The sequence below is a fragment of the Pseudomonas allii genome, from assembly GCF_055380095.1.
In genome coordinates, this window is sequence record NZ_AP039450.1 from 3,997,002 (window position 1) to 4,017,499 (window position 20,498).

Below are 20,498 nucleotides of genomic sequence, written 5' to 3' on the forward strand. Positions count from 1 at the left end.
TGAGTCTCTGTCAGGTGATGAAGGTGATCGCCGGAGCGAAGTTGAGTTGACTGCGCACACTGCTCCAAGTGTCGTACGCTGCAGCGCAGAGGTAATACGTGATGTCTGGCGTCAGTCCCGTGATCTGCCCGGTGCGTGATACGCCTTGATAGCCGATCGTTCCTGCAGTTGCCGGATCAAAGTCCTCCTCTGTCGAATACACAAACACATAGCCGGCCGCGTCTGGCTCAACACTGGCTGCGCAACTGACATCCGCTGTGGTGGTTCCAGTGACCGTGACGGCGGTTCCCGTCACAGGCACAGGCGCCGTATTGGTGACCAACAGCGACACCAGTGGTGCCTGGCCTGCAGCGTTTCGCTCGATGATTTCTACCCGATAGCTGCGAATGAGCGCACCATCCACCAACGCATCTTCACGTTGGTAGGTGAATGCCGTGCTGGTGGTCGCCACTTCTCGCAGGAGAGCATTGCTGCCCGCGTGACGAACACGTACCAAGCGATCCTCGGCACGAGCTCCGGCCACCCAGCTTACGGTGAAGTACGGCGCCTCGAAGGCACCGACCAGGGCGAGATTTTGCGCTGTATCAGGCGCAACCCTAGCTGGCGATAACGTGACGCTGTAGGCCGTGACATCCGCCAGATCCTCAAGCGCTCGGCCGAACACGTTAAATGAGCGGAACTTGACCCAGACGGTCTTACCGACCTGGTCCGACGTATAGCTGTACTTCCAAACCGCATCATCCAACCGCACAAAGGGTGAACCAGCCGAGTGGCTGGACACCGAAGTGCTAAGGCGTCCGCGTCTCAGATAGCTCAGCTCATAGGCTCCGACGCCGGTGAGCACCGCGTCGCGGTAACTCAGCAATTCACCAGCTACCCAACACAGCGTTGCGCCACTATCTGCCTCAGCGGTAGTGGCGGCTGCCAACTCGGTCGCCGCTGCCAACTGAATGGACAAGGTGTTGACCGTATCGGGGTCGCTTCCGGATGCGAGCGCCGTGGTCAACTGCCCCATTCGCGCCCTGCCGTAAATCGTCTCCGCTAACCGATAGCTGTCACCATCAGCGCTGATCCATATCTCACAACCGCCCCAGGCTTCACCCACGCCGGCAACACCTCCCCATATTTGCAAAGTGCCGGCGGGCAGCAAGCTTTCGGGTGGGTTGAACATGACGGGCGGAAGGACGGGGCCTGACGCGACGTTTTGATTGCCCTGATAACCGCTCTTGCTCTGCACGGGATAGTTGGGCGCGCTGCCGACGCCCAGCAACGCATCCTCGGCCACGATCGCCAACTTACCCATTTCGTCCTCCTCGACCGAAATCAACCGGACCAGGCGCTGATGCAGGTTCAAGCCAGGATCAGTGATCGTCACCAGGTCCATGGGCTCTAGGAGCACATGCTGCCAGCCGAGGGAGAATTCATATTCGTTGCGCACGTACAGCTTGCGCTGCACCAACAACTGCGCCGCATGGGCGCCGATGGCGATATTGCAGATCTCGTACGCTTTGATGGTGTCCATCGGTTTGGAGCCAAACTGCTCAATGGCAGCCTGGTCAGGCGCACGGACCACGTCCGTGTTGTACTCGTGATCGCGATCAAGGATCTCCAGCGACACCTCGTTGTAGCTGTCGGCCTGGCTCTTGATCTTGAGCGAGACCGGAGGCCCACCCTCCTCTGAGAGAAAATCGTCATCGGTCAGATCCGCCACTGGCGTGATGTTCGGAAACCACGTCACACCGTTGCCGGTGACAGCCTGGTCGCCGTAGGGGATCACCTTGAGTTGACCGGCAGACCACACCAGCTCGCTGTTGGTCAGCTGCAACCAGCGCGCGATGGCCTCATTCGCCGGCGCCTGCTCGTCGAGCACTGGACTCAAGAGTAAGTTTTCCGCCAAGCAATAGTTGCGGTAGTTCGACATATCCGCCACCCACGCCGGGGTAAAACCGATTCCGTCCAAAGGATCGAGCAAAAGCCCGGGCAGGAAATCGCCCGGGTTGGCATCCGGCAGGCCCGGCACTTGATAACGACCGTCCACCTCAAAAGTATGATTCTGGACGCCGGCGTTATCGTTGAGCAGGTACCTGCTTGAAAACACGTAGGCCGTATCGGAATAGGCAATGGCCTCAGCCGGGTGGCGAGTCTGAAGAAAACCCCACACGGCCTGGTCATGGGTGCCATTGGCGTAGTTCAAACCAATCTGCGCCAGTGAGGAAAACACTTCCTTGTCACGAAAAACTCGGTGTATCGCCCCCAGCGGCCCTCGCCCGACAGCCAAAATGATGGCCGCATAGTAGGTGTAGGTCGTGTCCTTCTGAGTAGCCCCCCCACCGCCTTTACCCCCCGATTTTTTCGTCGTGGTTTTTGCGACCGCTTCAAAGTCGTTGTAGTAAATGAGATTAGGGCTGATGCGATTACGGCCGGCGATCCAGGCGATCGGCTTGCCACTGGCACTGCTCTGGACCTGCAACGCGTTGATACGTGTCGCACTGTTGGAAATGGTACTACTGCTGCCCCCCATCGCTGACTCCATATCCGTTAAGTGTGTAATAACGCACGGTGTGGCTGGAAAGCCGCTCTTCGCGCATATCCGCAAACTCGACGCCGATGTCTCGATAGGCGTGAATGATGCAGTGCTCACCGACTACCACTGCGCCGTGGCTGAAGGTCCGGCCGAACTTCCAGACCGCCACATCGCCACGTTGCGGGACGTCGATCTGCTGGCCGTACAGCTCCAGCCAGCCCAGATAACGCTCCTCACTGCGATGCAAGTGCCAGTCTTGGGCGTACGCCCCAGGATCGATCCAGGGAATCAACCCGGCGGCGTGATACACCTCAATCAGCAACCAGGCGCAATCGACGCCAACGCCGAGCAGGTGCTGCCGGTGCTGGTAGGGCGTGCGCAACCAACGCTCGGCCTGCGCGACCACAGCATCTCGCTGCGGCACTTCGAACGCGCTCATACGGAGGTCTCCGCGACGGGAATGAACGGCATACCCCGGTACCGCGCTCGGTTGCCAAATTTGTTGGTGCAAGCATCCAGCGTCCGTGGGCAACCCGGGTAAATCAAAAATTGATCACCCGCCAATGGCACACCTGGCAGTCCCAGGATCATCGTCACGGCGCCATCTGCCGTGAATCGGCGCACGGTTCTTGTCACACCTGTATTGGCACCGTTCACAAAACGAATCACGCCCTGATCGAACCAACCCTGAGTGGCGGACACATTGGAGTTCACACGTAGAGCCGTGCTCCCGCCCTGGACCACACCCACGGTTTCAAACAGGGCACGGTTCACCCCGCAATCGGCGCTGTATACCGTGCGCAGGCAGGAGGGCTGATAGACACCCCGGGGCACCTTGGTATCCAGCAGCTCGATCGGCGACTTCACTGTCACCGTCGCCTGCTCGCGGTCGGCAGGATCCACCTCGGCGACACGTCCGATAAAACGTGTGACCGCGCCCACCACGGGCGACCGCCAGTCCGCCATAAACGCTCGGACAAGGTTCAAGGTGGCCCCGTCAAAACCGCCACCGGCAATGAATGGCAACAAGGGCTCGCCGAACACGGTGTCGTCCATGCCGGCGGTAAAGGTCACGCTCAACGTGTCGACCTCAATCCCGCGCACCGCCCGGACACCGGTGCGCTTGATCAGGGGGCCGCTGGCCAAGTAGTTCTGTCCGGAATAGAAGATCTGCAAACCCGCATCGGTGTAACGCAGCACCTGGCCGCTGGCCAGGGCAATCGTGTACAGATCCGCCATGACAAAACTGCGCGCCGTAGCCAGAAAGGCTTTCAATTCAGGTGTGGCATCGATCATGGTTTGATACTCGTGAACGCGATGTTTTTGAGTTCCCAGATCGTGCGATAGGGTTGAGCCCCGTCGAGCGAATCGGCCTCGAAAGCACAGCGGAAGTAGAACGCCCCGCTCCACACCAACGCAGCGTTAATGGGAGGCGCCACCGCAAAGGTGATAAGCCCCAACTCATCCACGCTGTAGGCAGAAATGGAAACGCCTCCGACGGTCACAGCATCCACATTGACGACGCCATACACCGGCTCCACCCAGTGACCGATCTCCCGGGAAAGCTGAAATGTTCGCGTGGTGCCGTCCCCGGTGCCGAAGCGCTGAAGCGTTACCAGGTGATCGCTACGGTCAAAGAACAGGAACTCGCCAAATTGCCCTTTGCGCTGATTAAAGAACTCAATCAGCCTCGACCACTCATCTAAACCTGGGCGCTTGCGCACCGCGTTGTAGCTCAGTTGGAAAGACCACAGCGGCGCGGGGTAGTACGCCGTTGTCCGGCGTCGACCACTGGCAGCTTTCTGCACACCGGTGCTCCACTCAGGCGCCTTTTTTGAAAGCAGGGTTTGCCCGGGCAGACGCGGCAGCACACCGTCAACCGACGCGCCCATATCGGGGTAATTGGCGATCCAGCGCGCCGGCCAAAAAGGTCCTAACGACATCTCGCCCCCTAAGTTTTGATGGCGCCGTTGCGCCGCATTTTCTGCATTTCCTCGGCCAGCACCCGGGCACCACGCCGAATATCAGCAGGTGACATTCGCCCGCTGTTGTCGTGGTAGTGATAGCTGTTGCCAGCGCCTCCCAACTGCCCTTCCCCATTGGCTGCCTGGCGAATGACATTGGCGTATTGCTTGGGCAGCACCATTTCCTGCTCGTGGAGTTGCGTCATGGGATTGGTACCAGCGGGGATGTCATAGCCGCCCTCGGCCGAGGCGACGTTTTTCACCAGGCCAAATACGAATGCGCCGGCAGCCACTGCAGCCGCCGCACCGAGGATCGGACCAATGATTGGAATGGCGGACATGGCTGCGAAAGCACCAGCCATGGCTTGCCAGGCGCTGGCGATGATGTTCTTGATCGTCGCCGCCCCCCAGATCGCCACGGACATAGCTGCACCGCCCGCCTCTGCTGCCGTTCGAACGCCAACTCCGACTACCGTCGCACCGGTTTTAGCCGTCTCTCCAAAAATCCAGGCCATCAATGGCTTCGTGACCATGTTTTCAACGAAGGCGGTCCCGATGCTGGTGAAGATCCCTCGCAGCAGGCCCTGGGTACTCATGGTGCCGCTCAAGATCCCGCTCAACCCGCTCGACCAACTGGTACGCAAACTGTCGACCATGCCCGTCCAGTTGCTTTGCGACTCGAAGGTTTGCTGCCTGCCGATCAACGCCATGCTGTTGCGGTGGGTTTGCTCCAGCGCCAGGATCTGCTGCTGGACCTGCTGCAGGGCGACCGGGTTACGGTCAGGATCCTGCTCCAGCAGTGCTTTACGCTCGGCCAATGCCTGAGCTTCGATCGCATACCGTTGCTTTTCGAACTCGGCTTGGGCCTGCAGCAATTGGCCTTGGGTGATCAGGTTGGCCTGCAGATCCAGCTGGGCCATCTGTTCGGCATGGGCAACATCGGTAAGCCGCGCCTGCTGATCAGCGGCCAGCTGTTGCTGTTTCATGTTGGTGATTTGCTGCTGCTTTTCGCGCTCTACAGCAACCACCTCAGCCGCAGCCTTGCGGTATTCCTGACTGTCCTGGCCGTAGAGTTGCCGGCTGCGCTCTAATGTCTGCTGAGCGATCTGCAAGCGCGCGTCCATGTTGTTGCGGTACTGCTGTGCCTGGGCCTGCAGATCGGCAAAGGCCTGGCCTTCGTCCTGCCGGCGCAACGCATCCAATGACGCCAGGTAATTGCGCTGAACACTCAAGCGTTCGGCCGCGCTCAAATCCGTGCGCTTGAGAATGCCCTGCCAATATTGCATTTCCTGCTGTTCGGAGAACTGCAGAAACGTGCCCTGCTCGGCCTGCTGCTGGGCGTGAGCAACCTTCTGCGCATCCAATGCTTCTGCCCACTCACTGACCCGTGATTTGGTATTCGCCGGCGCACTTACCGGGTCATCCTCTTTTTTAGGGGGAGTTGTGGACTCAACCACTTTTTTCCGATGCTCGACAGCTGCAGCGTATGCCTGCTCCAGCTTGGTCAACTTGGCGACTTCAACGCCGTAAGCGGTCGGACTTGTCCTGCCCTGTTGTGGTGCCTTGGTCAGGGCTGTATTGCCGGTCGCGGCCATCTCGGCCACTTTGCGCCGCTGCTCTTCGATGCGAGCAGAACGGGAGCGCATACCCGCGTCCACTTCTTCTAGCTTGTTGGACACCAACTGCATGTTTTCCAGCAGCAGGCGCTCCTCGGCCAGTGTGGCTTCAAGCGGTGCCTTACTGCCTCCAGCACGTGGACCTGCCGTAAAATTCGCCAGCGCTTGTTCATAGCGGGCGACATTGGCAGCGACCTCATCAACGGTCACACCAACACCCGTCATGCTTTTCAGAAGGTTATTGAACCAACTGGCAGTCTCAGACAGCCGCTTGTTCAGGCTGATGAAGACAGGCTCAAGAATGGTACCGATGGTGACCTGCAGCTGGTTGCTTTTGGAGTCGAGCTCGGCCTGGCTGCCGGTCAACCCATCTGCCGCCTTGGCAGCGTTACCGACCTGGGCCTCGGTCTCTTTCATGATGCCGTTGTATTCGGCCGTAATCTTTTGGGAATCCGACAACTTGTCGCGACTAGTGCCGATGCTTTTGGCGTACTCGTCCCACATTTTGGCGACGTTCTTCGTGACACCGGCGTTATCCACCAGCACCGAGTTTTCGTTTTTCAAGCCCTCTGTGGCCGACACCACAGCTTCCGACATGCTCAGATTGGCCTGCCGGTTGAACGCCGCAGCATCTTTCAGGCGGTTGATCACCGCCACTGCCTGGTCGACGTTGTAACCACGACTGAGCAGGTTTTGCAGGGCTTTGGCCGCGTCACCGACGCTGAGCAAGCCGTCAGAGGCGAGCTTGTTGGCCTCATCCATGGCCCGGCCAATACCGACTCCGGCATGATTGGCCACCGCTTCGAGTCCACGGTAAGCAGCCTCCTGTTGGATCACCGCGTCCTTGCTATCGCTAACGATTTGACCCAGCTTGAAAGCGCCAAGACCAAACACACCCGCAATGCCAGCCGCCACACCACCGAGGCCCGAACGCATAATGGTACTGACGCCGGAGAAAGCCTCATTCACCGCCGGACCAAAGCGAGCGAGCCGGGTTTGACTGCCGAGCATCTCGGTATTGATCGCTCTCAACTCGCGACTAAATGTCGTCCGGGCGTCTCGCATGTTCCGTTCGATGCTTTCAACTGCACGATCGAAACCTTGGGTGCCGGCCGTGAACTGGTACGCAATATTTTTTTCCATGCTGTCGTCTCTATCTAAAGACCTACACCCACCTCCAACAAGAACAACGACTTAAAACAAAAAGGCTACATTTTAGCCGTGTTATAAATCGTCACAGAAGGCCCATAAACATAATAAAGCCCACCAAACCACCAGTTCTTAAAAGACTTTTACTGGTCACTTTTTGCAATCTCCACACTTGTCTGCTAGACCATTTATAAAAAAGCGAGCACGTAAAACCGTCAGCACAAGCACTGCTAAACCACCAACTGACTCATTTCTGAAACAGGGGAATCTTCATGAGCTTAAAAAAATCAATCGTAACTGTAGCGATCACTTCATCAATGCTCGGGTGTGTGTCAAATGACACAGGTCCAGGTAAGAGTTTCGGTTGGAAAACGCTAAGCCCCCCTGTCGAAAAGGCACTAGGGCGGTACGTTGAGCGCGACTCAGGAAATGTATATTTAGGCGGAGCTGGATACATAATTAGTGATGACACCGTATTGACGTCGCCCTCTTACGACGATGTTCAGTCGGAAGACTACTCTAACTACAAAGCCGGAGCAGAAGCGTCATTTAAAGGCGTGCTGGCAAAAGCAGGTATTGAGCATTCAGGATCAACCACCTCAAGTGCTTCAGGATGGTCGGTCACTCAAATAAAAGATTTCAGTCGTGGCGCACCTATCGAAAAGGAATTCGTTTACAAATGCATCATGGTTTCCGACTACGCCTTTGAGGCCAAGAGTAAGACATCAGCCAACTTAGACCTGGATGCGAGCACAATAGCGCAAACTTTTGGAGTCTCAGTTGCAAAAATAAGCTTGAGTAAATCTCCAGAATCTCCAGACAAACTTAAAATAAGCGTCAAAAACCCCAACCTGTGCTTATCGTATGTTTCCGCAAAGCTTAAGACTCCTTGGTTTGGAGGTAAGGGAAAGGTTAACACTGTCACGAAGAACGACGAGAACAACGTAAACAAGAGCAGCTTTAACCTCAAACTAAATGAATCTAGCGAACCTAGAAGTGCCGACCTTGGAAGTTCTGCAAAGGAGAGAAAACCTCTATATCGTCTTACAGTGAGAGGCACGGAAGACGCGCCAGTTCTCAGCATCTGGCGGGAAGACAGGGAAAATATTGATGCGCCACCGGTTTATTTCCCACTCAAAGAAAAAGCACCAGGCCAATGGTTTGGTCAATATGGCATAGAACAGTATTATTACAGCGATATGAAATACGCTCTGATCAGAATCGAAATCGATGCAAAAATACTTTCAGATAAATCTATACAAGTGAAATCAGCAGAAATTTACTCGCAAAAGCTAAATCTTTCTTTGAGATAACCTATAAAAAGCCTAATCCTCTCATAGCTCAGAGAGCACTACCTCTGAGCTATGAGTTCACCTTACCGAAATAAAAGCATCCAAGGCATGTCGTAAATGCTCAGGTAAATCGTCCCGCAAATCAGCGGCGATCTCGGCTAAGTCGCTTTCTAGCGCAGGAGCATCACCTATAGAAGGAGCAGCTTTATAGCCTAAATAACCAGCGACTAGGACATGAACGGGCGGATGGTTTCGCCAGTAGTTGGTCATATGTCCCACCATGACCATGTCCCAGTCCCGTCGTAACGTGACCGGACTCTGCCCCGTGCACGCGATCAGGTGAGCGTAGAGTTGGCCCCAGTCGAAGGGGCCTGGCCTTCCCCCGATGCCGGCTCCATAACTTCCAGACCCGAAGCGCTCATGACCGCATCCAGTGCGTCACGCATGTTGCGAAGGTCCAGCAGCGCTGCCACCTCTGCGCGCTCAATGTCTGGGTAGTTCCGACGCAATGCCGCGTGCGTGGCATCGATCACCGTCGCGATACTGTCCCGGTCCATGTTACCGGCCATCACCGCGTTGATCCGCTCCAACAGTTGCTCCAGATCACCCAGGGCCAAGGGTGGAATGACAAGCGTCTTACCGGGAAAAGGAAACGAAACGCCAGGGACATTCACGACGGTCATTCGTTGGCACTCCAATAGCACACTTCGCCGAACTCATCCGCGTAGCCAGTGAATTCAAAGTCCGGGATGGTGTAGTCGTCCTGTTTGGTGGCGATCCCCAGCTTGTTGCTGACGAAATTAGGGACGCGCACATACACGGTCTTGCCCTTGTATTTCAGGACCAACTCTCCCTGGAACACCGGCATATCGCCCATGGGCAGGTTTTTCACCGACAGACTTTTACCCGTCGTAACGGTGTAGCGGTAATCAACGAAAACTGACTTGGCCACGTCTGCAGCGGCAAATGCATATTCCCCCGTGGCGGCATCAAAGGTGTACTGCCCCACTGTCGGCGCGCTCAGTACTCGTACGTAAGGGATCGCACCGGCGCCCCGTACCCCAAGATCTCCTGAGAGCGTGCCACCCGAGGGCGGCTCAACCGTAATGGTCGCCCCTGCCGGAATCACCGTGGGCACGGTAGAGTGATGGACTAGCACCTGGCCGGTGGTCAGGGTCTGCCCGAACACCAGTTGATTCCACTGCAGCAGGCTGATCTGGGCGGACTTGGCCTTGCCCGTCAGCTTGCCCTGGCCCCGCGCCGCGTCAACCGCAAACTGCTCGCTGCCGAACAATTCTTTGGAATCAAACGACAGGTCCACCGATGCTTCTTGCATGATGCCCAGCAGGATGGGAGTCGGCGCGGAAATGGCATTGCCATAAGCGTCCATCAGCGGAGTGGCGTAAAACAACCCGCTGCCGAATGCGATTTGCATAATGTGTTCCTCAGTAAAAGGTAGGTCCGGCCGTCAGGTCGCCGGTGTTGCACAGGTAGGTGAGGCGGTAGCGCACCATGCAGTTGCCGGCGGTGTTGTCGCCCTCGTCTTCGATCCAGTCTATGTAAAAGCGCTGCACCCGATCCGCCTCCTCAAAGGCGTCCTCTGCCATCAGGATCGCGTGCACGGCAACCTTAACCACGTCAGCCACCTGGTCCCAGGCAGCACCTGTAACCGTGTCCTCCCTGGCGATGATTTCCACCGTCAGCTCGAACTGGTTGCGATCCACTGCAACGCTTTCGCGCTCACACGTTTCAAGATCAGGGCGCAGCACGATCGCCGGCGTCATATCCCGTCTGATCGCCTCAGTACGACTGCGATACACCCGGTCTGCCGCCAACGTACCGGCGGCCAGAATCAGCGCCTGCGCCTTTGCGACGATGCGTTCTTGAATCGAGGGCATGAGGGTTAAACCTTGGTGAGGGAGGCCAGGCTAAAGGCGCCGTCATCGATCATCCGACGGTCACGAACGCGAAAATTCACGCCGGCGACGGTGATCAGTTTGGGGTTGTCGATTCCGAGGCGCTCGGCCTCGGCGGTGATGACCAGGATCTCGTAGCCGGTCGACTGGCTGTTGGTGCCGCCCATGCCGTGGATTTCGTCCGGCATATCCCGCGCAGCCAGAAACGGCTGACCATCAACCATCCCGCCGACGTCGAAGTCCTCAAGGAAGCCCCTGAGATCTTCCTCAAGCATCAGGGCTTACCCTGACGGGCTTGCGTCCGCCCTCAGCCGCAGCGGAAGGTGCCGGTGCTGGCTCGACCATCAGCACTTCCAACTGGTGGCGAAAGCGCTGGGCCACGTCATCAGGCAACTCGATCACGCCCCCTGCCCCGGTCAGTTTGTCATCTGGCCCGCGAAAGGAGCCGGATAGCACCGTGTAGGATTTATTCGGCATTACGCTCTCCTGCGACCTTGTCCAATTTCGACAACCGCTGCCCCAACGCCTTGTCCGGCTCACCGGGGATCACAATAACCTCCCCAGCTTTGAACTGAACGGGCAACACAATGGTGTAGCGGCCCTTCTTGTTTGCGACCGGCTCCAGGTTGTGCGCACGCGCACTGGCCTGGGCCGCATTCAGGACCAGTTCACCCCCATAAAGGGTGATCGTCTGTTCCACGCGGTATTTCGGCATATCAATGCCCTCAGTGAGGTGTCCGGCCGGAATGGTTACGCCACCAGTTGGTTGAGAACGGCGTACTGCCAGCGCCCAAAACCCACGTTGCGCCAGGTATCGACGCCGTATTGATGGGCATCGTTGTCGAACTCGTACTCCGAGCCTTCGGCCTTGGCCTTCATGGCCACGTCGGTTTCCTGTTGGCGGATGAACGCTTTCAAACGACCGTCAGTGCGGAAGGTCACGAATTTGTCCTGCCAGGCGTTGAGACGCACGTTGCCCACCACGCGGACAACCACGTTGTCCGGCATGACGATCTCGCTGATGTTGGTACCGCGCGGCACGCTAAGCGCAGTCTGCGCAACGCTCAGCAGGTTGAACGGCACCATCACCAGAAACTCGCGTGCCAGTTCGTTGATGGGTTCACCCTGGTCATCCTTGAAGCTGGTCAACTGGGTGACCGATCGGGCAACCGCCTGCTGAAACTCCTCAACGCTCGGCCGACTGGGCGTCCCGTGAAGTGTCGCTGGCAGTTCGGAAATGTCGGTGGTGATCTTGTTGGACTGCACGCCGCTCTGGCCTTCTTCGTGGTCGGTATCGAAGAAGTACTGGCCGTCATAGCAGGTCTGGCTTTCACCGTTGAGCAGCAGCACCGACAGCAGTCGCGCCCAATGCGCGTTAGTGCGGTCGGCCAGCTCGCCCAGGCGAATGCGCAACTGTCCGGTTTTGTCGCGGCGCAGCTCGGTGACCAGCACTTCGAGGGTGGCCTCAAAATGCAGGTTTTCGATTTCGAGATCAGCGCTGATAAAGCCCTTGGCGTGGCGACCACCAATCCACTCACGCAAGGTCGGCACCATACCGATCCACGGATAGGTTTCTTTGGCCTGGTCGGAGTCGAACAGGTTGGACACGGCGTCGATCCAGTTCGACCCCACATTCTGCTCAAGCAGTTCGTAAAACATGCCGATGATTGCACGGCTGGAAAGTACTTCAGCACCCATGGGTGATTCTCCTGAAGAAGGATACGGTCAGAGAAAAGTTTGAAAAACGGGTTGCGTGATGCGTCAGGCCGCTGCAGGGATGGCCTGGGCGGTGAACTTGACGATGCCGACGCCGGTGCGCACAAACCGGTGAACATGCCCGATCAGGCTGTTACCGGCGACAGTGAGCAGAAACGTGCCGCTGTCGCTGGCATACACCGGCTTACCGATGTCGGTGATCGCCAGTGCAGTGACGGGCAGTTCAACTTTGCCGGCTTCGCGAAGACGCACGCGTGCTGCTGCAGCGGCACCGATTCGATTGTCGACGCCGCGATCGGCGAAGCCCACGAACAGATCGCCTGCCGCGAGAGGCCGCGCAAGGCCGTTGGCCGCGACAATGCCGACCGCCGAACCTTCGAAAATCTGCACGCCGGCCGCAACCGATAAATCGTTGATGTCCCCGATCTCATAAGCGCGAGGAGTGTCGAGTGTAAGAGGCATAGGATTCTCCAGAGCCATAGGTGGAAAGGGGTTACCCGGTACTTACTTTTTCAGGACCTTGACCAGGCCCCGCTCGGTGGCCTTGCGGTAGCCGTGATAGGCCTCGAAGGTGCCAAACTCGGCGCGCAGCTCCTTGTCGCCGTCCCAGGTAGCCTTGGCGCGTTCCTCCAGCGGCGCCTCTGAATCCTCCTTCACAGCCTCAGGGGCTGCCGGTGGCGTCAGCGCGTTGGGCACCGGTGCAGGCGCCTGGGCACGAATGTCGGCCAGAGCACCGGCGCGTTTGGTTTTTTCGGCGCCGATTACCTGCGCCGCCGCTTCGGCACCGCTAGTTTTGCCATCGAACTTGAGCGTGGCGATCAACTCTTCGTGCCCGGGCAGCGCGGCGGCTTCCACCGCCTGGATGCGTTCGCACTCAGCGCGGGCACCGGCAGCGACACCAGCGGCGTGTGCGTCATGTTCCAGGCTGGCGAGCAGCTCGGCATGATTCGCGGCCAGGTATTCGCGGTTGATCATGGGTTTTTCTGCAGTTGGAGCGGGTGCGTTACTGTTGGTGGTAGTAGACATAGGTCTTTCTCCAGAAGAACTGCTGTTGAACTCAGCGATGAGTTGTTCAAGGGTGGATTCACGGTCGGCCATGCCCAATGCCACGGCATCGGAGCCAATACGCATATCGCCCTGGCCGAAGTCGGCCAAAACGGTTTCAACACTGAGGCCACGGTAATTGGCGACGTCTTCGACAAAGATGTCAGTCAGCCGGTCGACATGGGCCTGGGCCACAGCACGTCCTGATTCAGTGCTGAAGTCAGGCCGCTTTTTCGGGCTCTGGCTGCTGACGATCTCAAAACTGCCGTCGTCGTCGCTTTTGCGCACCGTCAGCACCGTGCCGATGGAGCCCACAGCGCCGGTGCGGCTCATGACGATTTCATGGGCTGCTGCAGCTATCCAGTAGCCAGCGCTGGCCGCGTTACCGGACACGTAGGCAACCACCAGCTTGGGCGAGGCCCGAATCATCTGGCCGAATTCAGCGATGCCGCTGGCAATGCCACCGGGTGTATCCATCACCAGAATGATGGTATCGGTACGCGGATCGTCGACGGCAGTGGTGAACTCCTTGGCCAGCACATCCAGCGACGTCGCACCGGACAGCGCCGTAAACAAGTTGGCGTAGCGAAACACCGGGCCAGTGACGGGCAGCAATGCCACATTGCCGCGTTGGGTCACCGTGCGGCTGTTCTGCAAGGGTTTGCCCTGCCTGGCCTCCAAGGCTTCCGGGCCTTCATGCTCCCGTCGGGCGATGGCGGTAATGGTCTGCAGCATGTCCGGGGTGATGGCCCAGGGCTCGCGTGATACCAGGTCGAACGCCGTCACCCGGTGCACGGGAGGTGCATCGGTTGGGTTGTCGCTCATAGTTAGGTCCGTTCAGGAAGATCAGGATTGGCCGCAGGTTCATCCTCGGGGCGAGCCGTTGGTGACACGGATAGGCCGTCATCGCGCCTACGCTTCACTTCAAGCGCACGCTGTTCGTGGTTCTCTTCCCAGTCGCTGCCGTCGTAAAGCATGGATTCCTTGGCGAGGGTGCTGACACCAATATCGATACGCTTTTCGGCAGCATTGATGTCTTTGAGCGGATCAACGGTGCCAGGACCATCACCCACCCATAGCGACCCGCTGTACGCATAGCGCAACAACGGGTGGTCGAAAAACCCGGGAGCCTCAATGTCTCCCTGCGCCACAGCCTCTTCAAGCCAATGCTCGTACACAGGCTGGCAGAAATGCTGGCCCAGGAAGTCACGGCAACCGCGAACGAATTGCCAAGCCTCCATCACCGCAGCACGCGCGGCGGTGTAACTGGCGGTAAAGTGCTTGATCAGCACCTCATAAGGCAGCTCCAGGGCCATGCCGATCTGCCGGAGCATGGCGAGCACGAACGGATCGAATGCCATGTTCGGGCGACCCGGTGATGCGGTATCGATCGACGCACCGTCATCCAGCTCGGCGACAATGCCGCCACTGAGTGAGCCATCCCAACCGCCCTGATCCCGCCCGGCAGGTTTATCGCCACCCACCGGGGTGTTGCCGGTAACGGCCGATGCCAAAGGGCTCAGATTGCCGCCCTGCCCCGGCTTGATGAACACGGCGAAGAACGCAGACACCACAGCCGCTTCCAGTTCAGCATCGGTGTAACGGTCCAACTGCTTAAGTTTTTCAATCACCGGTGCCAAGTACGGCACACCGCGTGGCTGGCCCACCCGACGACGCCGGTACACATGCAGCAGCACCCGACCGCCGCGCTCGTTGAAGAACGGACGGTCATCCCAGACGCGCTCTTTGACGCCCAGCGCCCCCGGGTGGCTGCGCAGAATGTGAGCCTTGATCGGCGCCCCATCAGCGTCACGTTCAATGCCGGCGGTGAGGGCGTCCGTGTCGGCTTTGTTGCTAGGGTTACAAACCCGGTCGGCCTCAATCAGCTGGATACACGCCGAGTAGTGCTGGCCGGGTTGTTCTTTGTGGGTCAGCAACGTAAACACATCACCGCTGCTCAGCACCGACCGCCAGGTCAAGTCCTGCAGGCCATAGAAATTCTGCTCGCGAGTGATGTCGCAGCTAGTGGTTTCTGCCCAGGACTTGAACAGCGATTCGGTTTTGCGCTGCCACTCCCTGGCCTGGTCTTCGTCCCAGCCCAAAATCGAGCGATTGACCACCGACTTAAGCGCCAGGCCGGTGCCGACCGTTTTCGTCGTCACGGTATTGATCGCACCACCACCGATGGGGTTGTTGCGTTCAAGGTCTCGGCAGCGTTCGCGAAGCGTGGGCAAGTCGGGCAGCAGATCTGCTGCCGCACTGCCTGCCGTTGGGCTCCAGGCGCTCAACGTGCGCTTGGACTTCGACGCGCCGCTGTAACCACCCAAGGCAGTCATGGTCAACCGGGCGTGCATGCGCTTGGCGCCGCGCTCGGGGCTGAGCCAGGTGATGGCCTTATCCAGCAGCGTCGGCTCTGGCACTTTCGGTGCGCGGCTCATCGCGGCGTAATCCCACGCAGAACGATACCCCGAGGACGGCCACTTTCCAGGCGATCAACTTGCTGTTGCCAGTAGTCGATCGTCTTGGTTATTTCGGCAAGGTCGGCGTATTCCAACTGCCGGGTGCCGATGCGGTAGCTCTGCTTTTGGCTGACCTTCATGCTCGCATCGAGCCAGGCTTGCAGCTGGCCCTGCGCTTGTTCCAGGGTGATAGCCATGAATTAATTCCTGCGTTGGGAGAGCACGCGCATCGCACTACGGCGCCCAGAAACAATTCTCCCGCCAGAGGGCGGGAGATTGGGTGGTTCGACGGGTGGTGTCGGTTCCGGGCTAGCCCCGTCCATTTCCGGAGCGGGTTCTTCCTCGGATTGATCCTGCTCGGGTGGATCAAACAACGCACCCTGACGGATCTGTGCATCGAGCCCCGCCCAATCTTGCTCCCGCATCAAATGCGTTTTCAGGGAACGGGCGGCGTGTAACGCGTACGTTTCACAGTCGGTACCTTCGTTCGGTTGGCCGGCCTTTTTCTGCCAGACCTTGCGGTAGTGGTGTCGCCGGCTGGGCGCCTTCACTTCGGCGGTGATTTGCCGGAAATAATCCGGACGCACCGTTTTGTAAAAGTGCATCCGACCAGGGCCGTCACCGGCCAATGGCAGACGGCCCTCAATCCACAGATCCTTGGCCCGCGAGGTACCGACAATGTAAGGGCGAAGGCCGTACTTAGAGGCCTTTTGCTCTTTGTCCGTATCGACACACTGCCGAGGGGCACTGAAGATCTCCCGGCGCTCATCGTCGCGGGTGTTGCCACGCTCGCTCGCGCCCTTGATCGCCATCACGCCGTTGCGCTGATGCTTACGGCAAAACGCATACGCCGCGTCTTGAGTGATGGTGCCGTCCGAGGTATCCAGCGAAGTAGCCAGCACCCTCAGCTTGGCGCCGCAGGCGTGTGGAATCGGCGCAAACAGCAGCTTTTCCAGATCAAGCCAGACGCCCTGGTCAGGCAGCACCACCTCGCCGTAGATCTCGCCCCAGTAGATCAGCCAGGATTCCTCGCCCCGGCCCCAGGCCCGCATCACCACCGCCAAGCGATCGTGTTGCACGTCGACGCCGGCGGTGACCACCAGCCCCCCCATGGGCACAAACATCTCCGGGTAGTCCTCTGCCCGCTCAGCCAATTTATCGGCCTCAGGCAGATCGGATTTGTACTCGTAAGCACGGCCCTGTTTCTGGTTGACGAACTTGATCAGCAACGACAGATTGCCAATCGACGCCTGATGCTCGGCGTTGAGTTTCTCCCGCACTATATCGGCCAAGCTGGTACCGGGCAGGCATGCGTACAGTTCGTTTAGCTCAATGAATCCGGCACGACCGGCAAAGGGTTTGGTTGGCACCCAGCCGCAGTATGGGTCGCCGGCATCGATCGCATTGAACACCGTGTTGCGGATGTTCTCTTTGCGCTGGTAGTCGTCCCAAATTTCGCCACAGTGCGGGCACCCGTAGCCGGCGGTCTCAGGATCCGCTCGACCGTAGATCTCGTGGGGCTGGGCGTCATCTTCAATGTCGAGCCACTTGATATGGGCGAAATCCAACACATGCGACTGGGCGCAGCTGTGGCAGATGATCGGCAAAACCCGGCAATCGGTCTGGGCCAGACGCGCTTCGGTCTTGCTCGCGCCCTTGATCGCCGGCGTACCGCCCACCAACATCTTCGAGCCGGGGTAGCGCTTGCCGCGCTCCTCCAAAAGAGCGATCGCATCACCCTGCCCCTTCACGTCGTCGCTGGTGTCGTCCGGTTCTTCCACCACCGACAAACCTACGGAGGACGTGGATTTGACGTTGCCGGGTGAGTTCGAGGCTACCAGTTTGAGGAACCCGCCCGGGAAGGTTTTGTGGTCCCAACGGTTGCCCGAGGTGCGGCTGACGTCGACCGGCATCAACTTGGCCACCTCAGTGTTCGCCGTAACACCGAACTTGAGTTTTTCGTCGTGGAAGTTTTTGCCGTCTTTTTCCTTGGCGAACAGGATCATGATCGGGCGCGGCAAATTATGGATGAACTTGAACAGGTAGCCGATCAAGAACCACGTCCAGCCGATCTGCGCCGCTTTCATCAGATCCACCTCGCTGACCCGGGGATCATCTAGGGCGGCAGCAACGCCGAGGAAGTAAGGCGTGTATTGGAAATCGTACAGGCCGTGCAGCACGCCGCTCTCAGCGGGCAGGTAAAACTCGGAGCTCAGGTAGTGCGCGGTCGGTATGTCACGCGGCGGGTTGAATTTCCCCGCTGCTGCCGACAAGCTCCGCGCCAAGTTTTCGCGCGTAGCCTGCAATTCGCTCGGTCGTAGGTCCAGCAACTTTGGCCACCACTGTTCGATCTACCGTGAGTTTCTGCACGTTCTCGATTTCCTGAATGATGCGTTCAAGGCCGCCCAGGTATTCCCGGTTTGCGAAACTGGCCCAGTCAGACAGCGCACGCTCTGCCTCACCGGAGGGAATCAATGAGCGCAGTTTTTCGTAATACACCAACCGCCCGTTGGCTGACTTCTGCTGCAGGTCATCGATCCGCGCTCTGTTGAGCTCCTCAAGTTGGCTGCCCCCGCGCCCAGCGGCCTTCGCGCGTAAATCGCGGATATAGGCCGTTCGTATCGCGTCCATGCTTGCCGTTTGCCAATCCAGAGACAGGCCCTTGAGCACGTCGCGGGCATTTCGCTCGCTCATGTCCAGGTGCTCGGCAATTTCATGTTGGGTTGCCATGGTCTGGTCCTGTTGCTGGGAGGGAAGCGGAACCCCCCATGTAGGGTTGAATCTGCAAAAAAGTCGGGGTTCGAATTACCCCGATGGCCCCGCTGCCTGGAAGGACCCATTGATTTTGGGTCGCAGGCCGACCTGTCAAGCCAAAACCCCGACAAATCATTGAAAATTCACCAATTTTTTAGGAAAAATGCACGAAACCGACAAGAGGTCAACCTCGCTCCATCTCCCGTGCCAGGGCACGTCGGAACAGCGGTTCGAACTCGGCTTCGGCCACGCGATTAGCCACCCCGTAGAAGTCAAAGCGCCGCCGATACGTGGGGCGCTTGACGAAGATCAAGATGGGTCGTGCCCCGTTGCCGATCCGCTGCCAGATACCCAAAGGGCCGGTGCCGTTGCCAGGCCGCCCCACGAAATAGTCCGGTGCGTTGCGGTTGCGGCGCCTGCTACGCTGAGTGCGGTTGGCCATGAAGCCCGACACCCGCTCAGCTGCTCCGAGTGCGGACAGGATCTGCACGATCTGGCCGCGACTGATGTTGCCGTTGCCATCCATCCTGGCGCGCCGACCAGGAACGGCGTACATGTCCGCTGGCATCAAGCCGTAGTGGATCAGCGCTTTCTCAAATCGCTTATGTGGTCGGTTACCACCGTCAATGTGGACCGGCAAATACTTGGACGCGGGCACACCGGAGCTTGCTTCGTCCTTGACCCACACCCGGGCAAACAGGCGGCTGGTCGTGGCACTGCGCTTGAAGACCGAGTTAAGCGTCCACCGTGTGGGCCTATCGAAGACTCGCTCAAGCTCGGCCTTCTCAGCCGCCTGGACGCGTTCGGCGGTGAAGGTCAGCGCTTTGGCAGCGGCTATCGGCACCTTCGACTTGCTAAGCCCACGCATCTCCCTGACGATCTTGTCGATGTTGTCACGCATCTCAAGTCGCATCATGGTCATTGCCCCTGGATGTTTAAGGTCCGGCCTCACCCTTGGCTTCTGCTTCCTGCAGGCCCAGGCGCTTGGCAGTCCAGCGCTCGTACAGCCCGATGGCAACGTCTGCCCCTGCCATTGCGGTGAGGCATCCCAGTGCGCCGGATGTCCAGATCGACATACCCGCAGCGTACAGCAGCATGATCGCCGATACCCCGCACACCACGCAGGCGCCGGACCGAAGGGCCAGCCGCCTTATCAATGCCCAACCCCGGGCGCCCTCCTTGTCCGCTCGCCACATCTCGCCCGACACACCGCCCACCAGGGCCAGGACGATCACTAACCAGATCGGCATTTCTGCCAGCGCTTGCTGTTCGTTCGTCATTGGCCTACTCCGTAAACGAAAAAGCCCTGCGCTAGGCAGGGCTCAAAAACGTTGTTGTCTAGTGGATGGGGAGTTCACTGCTACGCGAACTCAACCTTCTGCTTCTGTCGAGATAGTTATATCCCGCATTGGTGACGCGCTGGATACGTATATCCGGAGCTTCCCCTTCAACATTGATACAACCCAAATCTACAAGCAGCTCGATATGGCCATCCACGACTACACCGGACCAATGGACACACTCGGCGCTGGAGAATTTGCTGCGAATATCCTTGCCCGATAAATCGAGCTTCCAGTCATCGGAGTCCTTGATGCAGACGTCTAAGATTTTCACCAACAGCCTCTGATCTCGTTCCATTTCTCAGTTCCAAAGGAAAAATTGTCTGTACGAAGTAGTACGTCTGAGGAGAAATGAAAAAACCCGGCGCAAAGGCCGGGTTTTTGGTGAGATCGCTGTTTGCATACCTCTTTGAACATGACTGATTTATACCCCTCCAGTCCGGTGGCAGCAAGAGCTCAGCGCTGCCACCCTGCAATCAACGGCAATACACCAGCAATCAACGGACATATAACGTTACTGGCTCTAGCGCCGCAGGCATGGACCCTCTTGTCCCACTGATCTCAAGAGAGGCGCGACGTCTGAAACACCGATAAATCAAAGCGGCGCCCTTCCGTCCTACTATTTATTACTTTTTCCATGTAAAGGGAGAATTAATAAACGCTGCGCGTGCGCGCGCGTATGTGGGTGGGTGCGTCACATGCGAGAAGATTGAAAAAAGGTGGG

Annotated in this window: 23 protein-coding genes; 1 reads left to right on the plus strand and 22 read right to left on the minus strand. The window is 58.4% G+C overall.

Features of this window, described 5'->3' with window-relative positions:
• Window positions 1-10: 10 nt before the first annotated feature.
• From ACZ445_RS18020 to ACZ445_RS18040, 5 genes are read right to left on the minus strand one after another with little or no spacing between them, the layout of a single operon-like run.
• Complete coding sequence (locus tag ACZ445_RS18020) at window positions 11-2,521, minus strand: phage tail protein (RefSeq protein ID WP_464707390.1); 2,511 nt, start codon at window positions 2,519-2,521, stop codon at window positions 11-13.
• Window positions 2,505-2,963, minus strand: coding sequence for an NlpC/P60 family protein (locus tag ACZ445_RS18025; protein WP_464707391.1), 459 nt, complete (start codon window positions 2,961-2,963; stop codon window positions 2,505-2,507). The genes ACZ445_RS18020 and ACZ445_RS18025 overlap by 17 nt, the downstream gene beginning before the upstream one ends.
• Entirely contained in the window at window positions 2,960-3,820 is an 861-nt protein-coding gene (locus ACZ445_RS18030; RefSeq protein ID WP_464707392.1) for a DUF2163 domain-containing protein, read from the minus strand. The genes ACZ445_RS18025 and ACZ445_RS18030 overlap by 4 nt, the downstream gene beginning before the upstream one ends.
• On the minus strand, window positions 3,817-4,467 hold the full coding sequence (locus tag ACZ445_RS18035) for a DUF2460 domain-containing protein (protein WP_464707393.1): 651 nt from the start codon (window positions 4,465-4,467) through the stop codon (window positions 3,817-3,819). Before ACZ445_RS18035 ends, ACZ445_RS18030 begins: the two co-directional genes overlap by 4 nt.
• 8 nt (window positions 4,468-4,475) lie before the next feature.
• The gene (locus ACZ445_RS18040; protein ID WP_464707394.1) at window positions 4,476-7,247 is read right to left on the minus strand and encodes a hypothetical protein; all 2,772 of its coding nucleotides are present in this window, start codon (window positions 7,245-7,247) and stop codon (window positions 4,476-4,478) included.
• Between the two features lie 278 nt (window positions 7,248-7,525).
• Here ACZ445_RS18040 and ACZ445_RS18045 point away from each other — a divergent pair, with 278 nt between their 5' ends.
• The gene (locus ACZ445_RS18045) at window positions 7,526-8,566 is read left to right on the plus strand and encodes a hypothetical protein (protein WP_464707395.1); all 1,041 of its coding nucleotides are present in this window, start codon (window positions 7,526-7,528) and stop codon (window positions 8,564-8,566) included.
• Between the two features lie 57 nt (window positions 8,567-8,623).
• Here the strand turns inward: ACZ445_RS18045 and ACZ445_RS18050 are convergent, their stop codons facing one another.
• The 17 genes from ACZ445_RS18050 to ACZ445_RS18130 all read right to left on the minus strand — a co-directional run bounded on the left by ACZ445_RS18050 (window position 8,624) and on the right by ACZ445_RS18130 (window position 20,072).
• Window positions 8,624-8,815, minus strand: coding sequence for a hypothetical protein (locus tag ACZ445_RS18050; protein ID WP_464707396.1), 192 nt, complete (start codon window positions 8,813-8,815; stop codon window positions 8,624-8,626).
• Between the two features lie 65 nt (window positions 8,816-8,880).
• Window positions 8,881-9,228, minus strand: coding sequence for a hypothetical protein (locus ACZ445_RS18055; RefSeq protein WP_065899740.1), 348 nt, complete (start codon window positions 9,226-9,228; stop codon window positions 8,881-8,883).
• Window positions 9,225-9,980 carry a hypothetical protein gene (locus ACZ445_RS18060; protein ID WP_464707397.1) on the minus strand — a complete coding sequence of 252 codons (756 nt, stop codon included), beginning with the start codon at window positions 9,978-9,980 and terminating at the stop codon, window positions 9,225-9,227. Before ACZ445_RS18060 ends, ACZ445_RS18055 begins: the two co-directional genes overlap by 4 nt.
• A 10-nt stretch (window positions 9,981-9,990) precedes the next feature.
• Window positions 9,991-10,443, minus strand: coding sequence for a hypothetical protein (locus tag ACZ445_RS18065; RefSeq protein ID WP_464707398.1), 453 nt, complete (start codon window positions 10,441-10,443; stop codon window positions 9,991-9,993).
• A gap of 5 nt (window positions 10,444-10,448) precedes the next feature.
• Window positions 10,449-10,736, minus strand: coding sequence for a hypothetical protein (locus tag ACZ445_RS18070; RefSeq protein ID WP_464707399.1), 288 nt, complete (start codon window positions 10,734-10,736; stop codon window positions 10,449-10,451).
• Window positions 10,729-10,938 (minus strand): hypothetical protein, encoded by a 210-nt coding sequence (locus ACZ445_RS18075; protein WP_464707400.1) that lies wholly within the window; start codon window positions 10,936-10,938, stop codon window positions 10,729-10,731. Before ACZ445_RS18075 ends, ACZ445_RS18070 begins: the two co-directional genes overlap by 8 nt.
• A complete protein-coding gene (locus tag ACZ445_RS18080; protein WP_464707401.1) occupies window positions 10,928-11,176 on the minus strand; it encodes a hypothetical protein in 249 nt (82 codons plus the stop codon). The genes ACZ445_RS18075 and ACZ445_RS18080 overlap by 11 nt, the downstream gene beginning before the upstream one ends.
• Window positions 11,177-11,211: 35 nt before the next feature.
• Window positions 11,212-12,159 carry a Mu-like prophage major head subunit gpT family protein gene (locus ACZ445_RS18085; RefSeq protein ID WP_065899728.1) on the minus strand — a complete coding sequence of 316 codons (948 nt, stop codon included), beginning with the start codon at window positions 12,157-12,159 and terminating at the stop codon, window positions 11,212-11,214.
• A gap of 63 nt (window positions 12,160-12,222) precedes the next feature.
• Entirely contained in the window at window positions 12,223-12,639 is a 417-nt protein-coding gene (locus tag ACZ445_RS18090; RefSeq protein ID WP_464707402.1) for a hypothetical protein, read from the minus strand.
• Between the two features lie 42 nt (window positions 12,640-12,681).
• A complete protein-coding gene (locus ACZ445_RS18095) occupies window positions 12,682-14,046 on the minus strand; it encodes a S49 family peptidase (protein WP_464707403.1) in 1,365 nt (454 codons plus the stop codon).
• Between the two features lie 2 nt (window positions 14,047-14,048).
• A complete protein-coding gene (locus ACZ445_RS18100; RefSeq protein ID WP_464707404.1) occupies window positions 14,049-15,659 on the minus strand; it encodes a phage portal protein in 1,611 nt (536 codons plus the stop codon).
• Entirely contained in the window at window positions 15,656-15,877 is a 222-nt protein-coding gene (locus ACZ445_RS18105; protein WP_065899722.1) for a DUF6148 family protein, read from the minus strand. The genes ACZ445_RS18100 and ACZ445_RS18105 overlap by 4 nt, the downstream gene beginning before the upstream one ends.
• Before the next feature lie 3 nt (window positions 15,878-15,880).
• A complete protein-coding gene (locus tag ACZ445_RS18110) occupies window positions 15,881-17,953 on the minus strand; it encodes a phage terminase large subunit family protein (RefSeq protein WP_464707405.1) in 2,073 nt (690 codons plus the stop codon).
• Complete coding sequence (locus ACZ445_RS18115; protein WP_464707406.1) at window positions 17,916-18,410, minus strand: hypothetical protein; 495 nt, start codon at window positions 18,408-18,410, stop codon at window positions 17,916-17,918. The genes ACZ445_RS18110 and ACZ445_RS18115 overlap by 38 nt, the downstream gene beginning before the upstream one ends.
• A 208-nt stretch (window positions 18,411-18,618) precedes the next feature.
• Window positions 18,619-19,350, minus strand: a complete 732-nt coding sequence (locus ACZ445_RS18120) for a hypothetical protein (RefSeq protein WP_146476225.1) — start codon at window positions 19,348-19,350, stop codon at window positions 18,619-18,621.
• Window positions 19,351-19,369: 19 nt separating this feature from the next.
• Window positions 19,370-19,714, minus strand: coding sequence for a phage holin family protein (locus tag ACZ445_RS18125; RefSeq protein ID WP_053130823.1), 345 nt, complete (start codon window positions 19,712-19,714; stop codon window positions 19,370-19,372).
• Between the two features lie 58 nt (window positions 19,715-19,772).
• The gene (locus tag ACZ445_RS18130) at window positions 19,773-20,072 is read right to left on the minus strand and encodes a hypothetical protein (RefSeq protein ID WP_065927354.1); all 300 of its coding nucleotides are present in this window, start codon (window positions 20,070-20,072) and stop codon (window positions 19,773-19,775) included.
• Window positions 20,073-20,498: the final 426 nt, after the last annotated feature.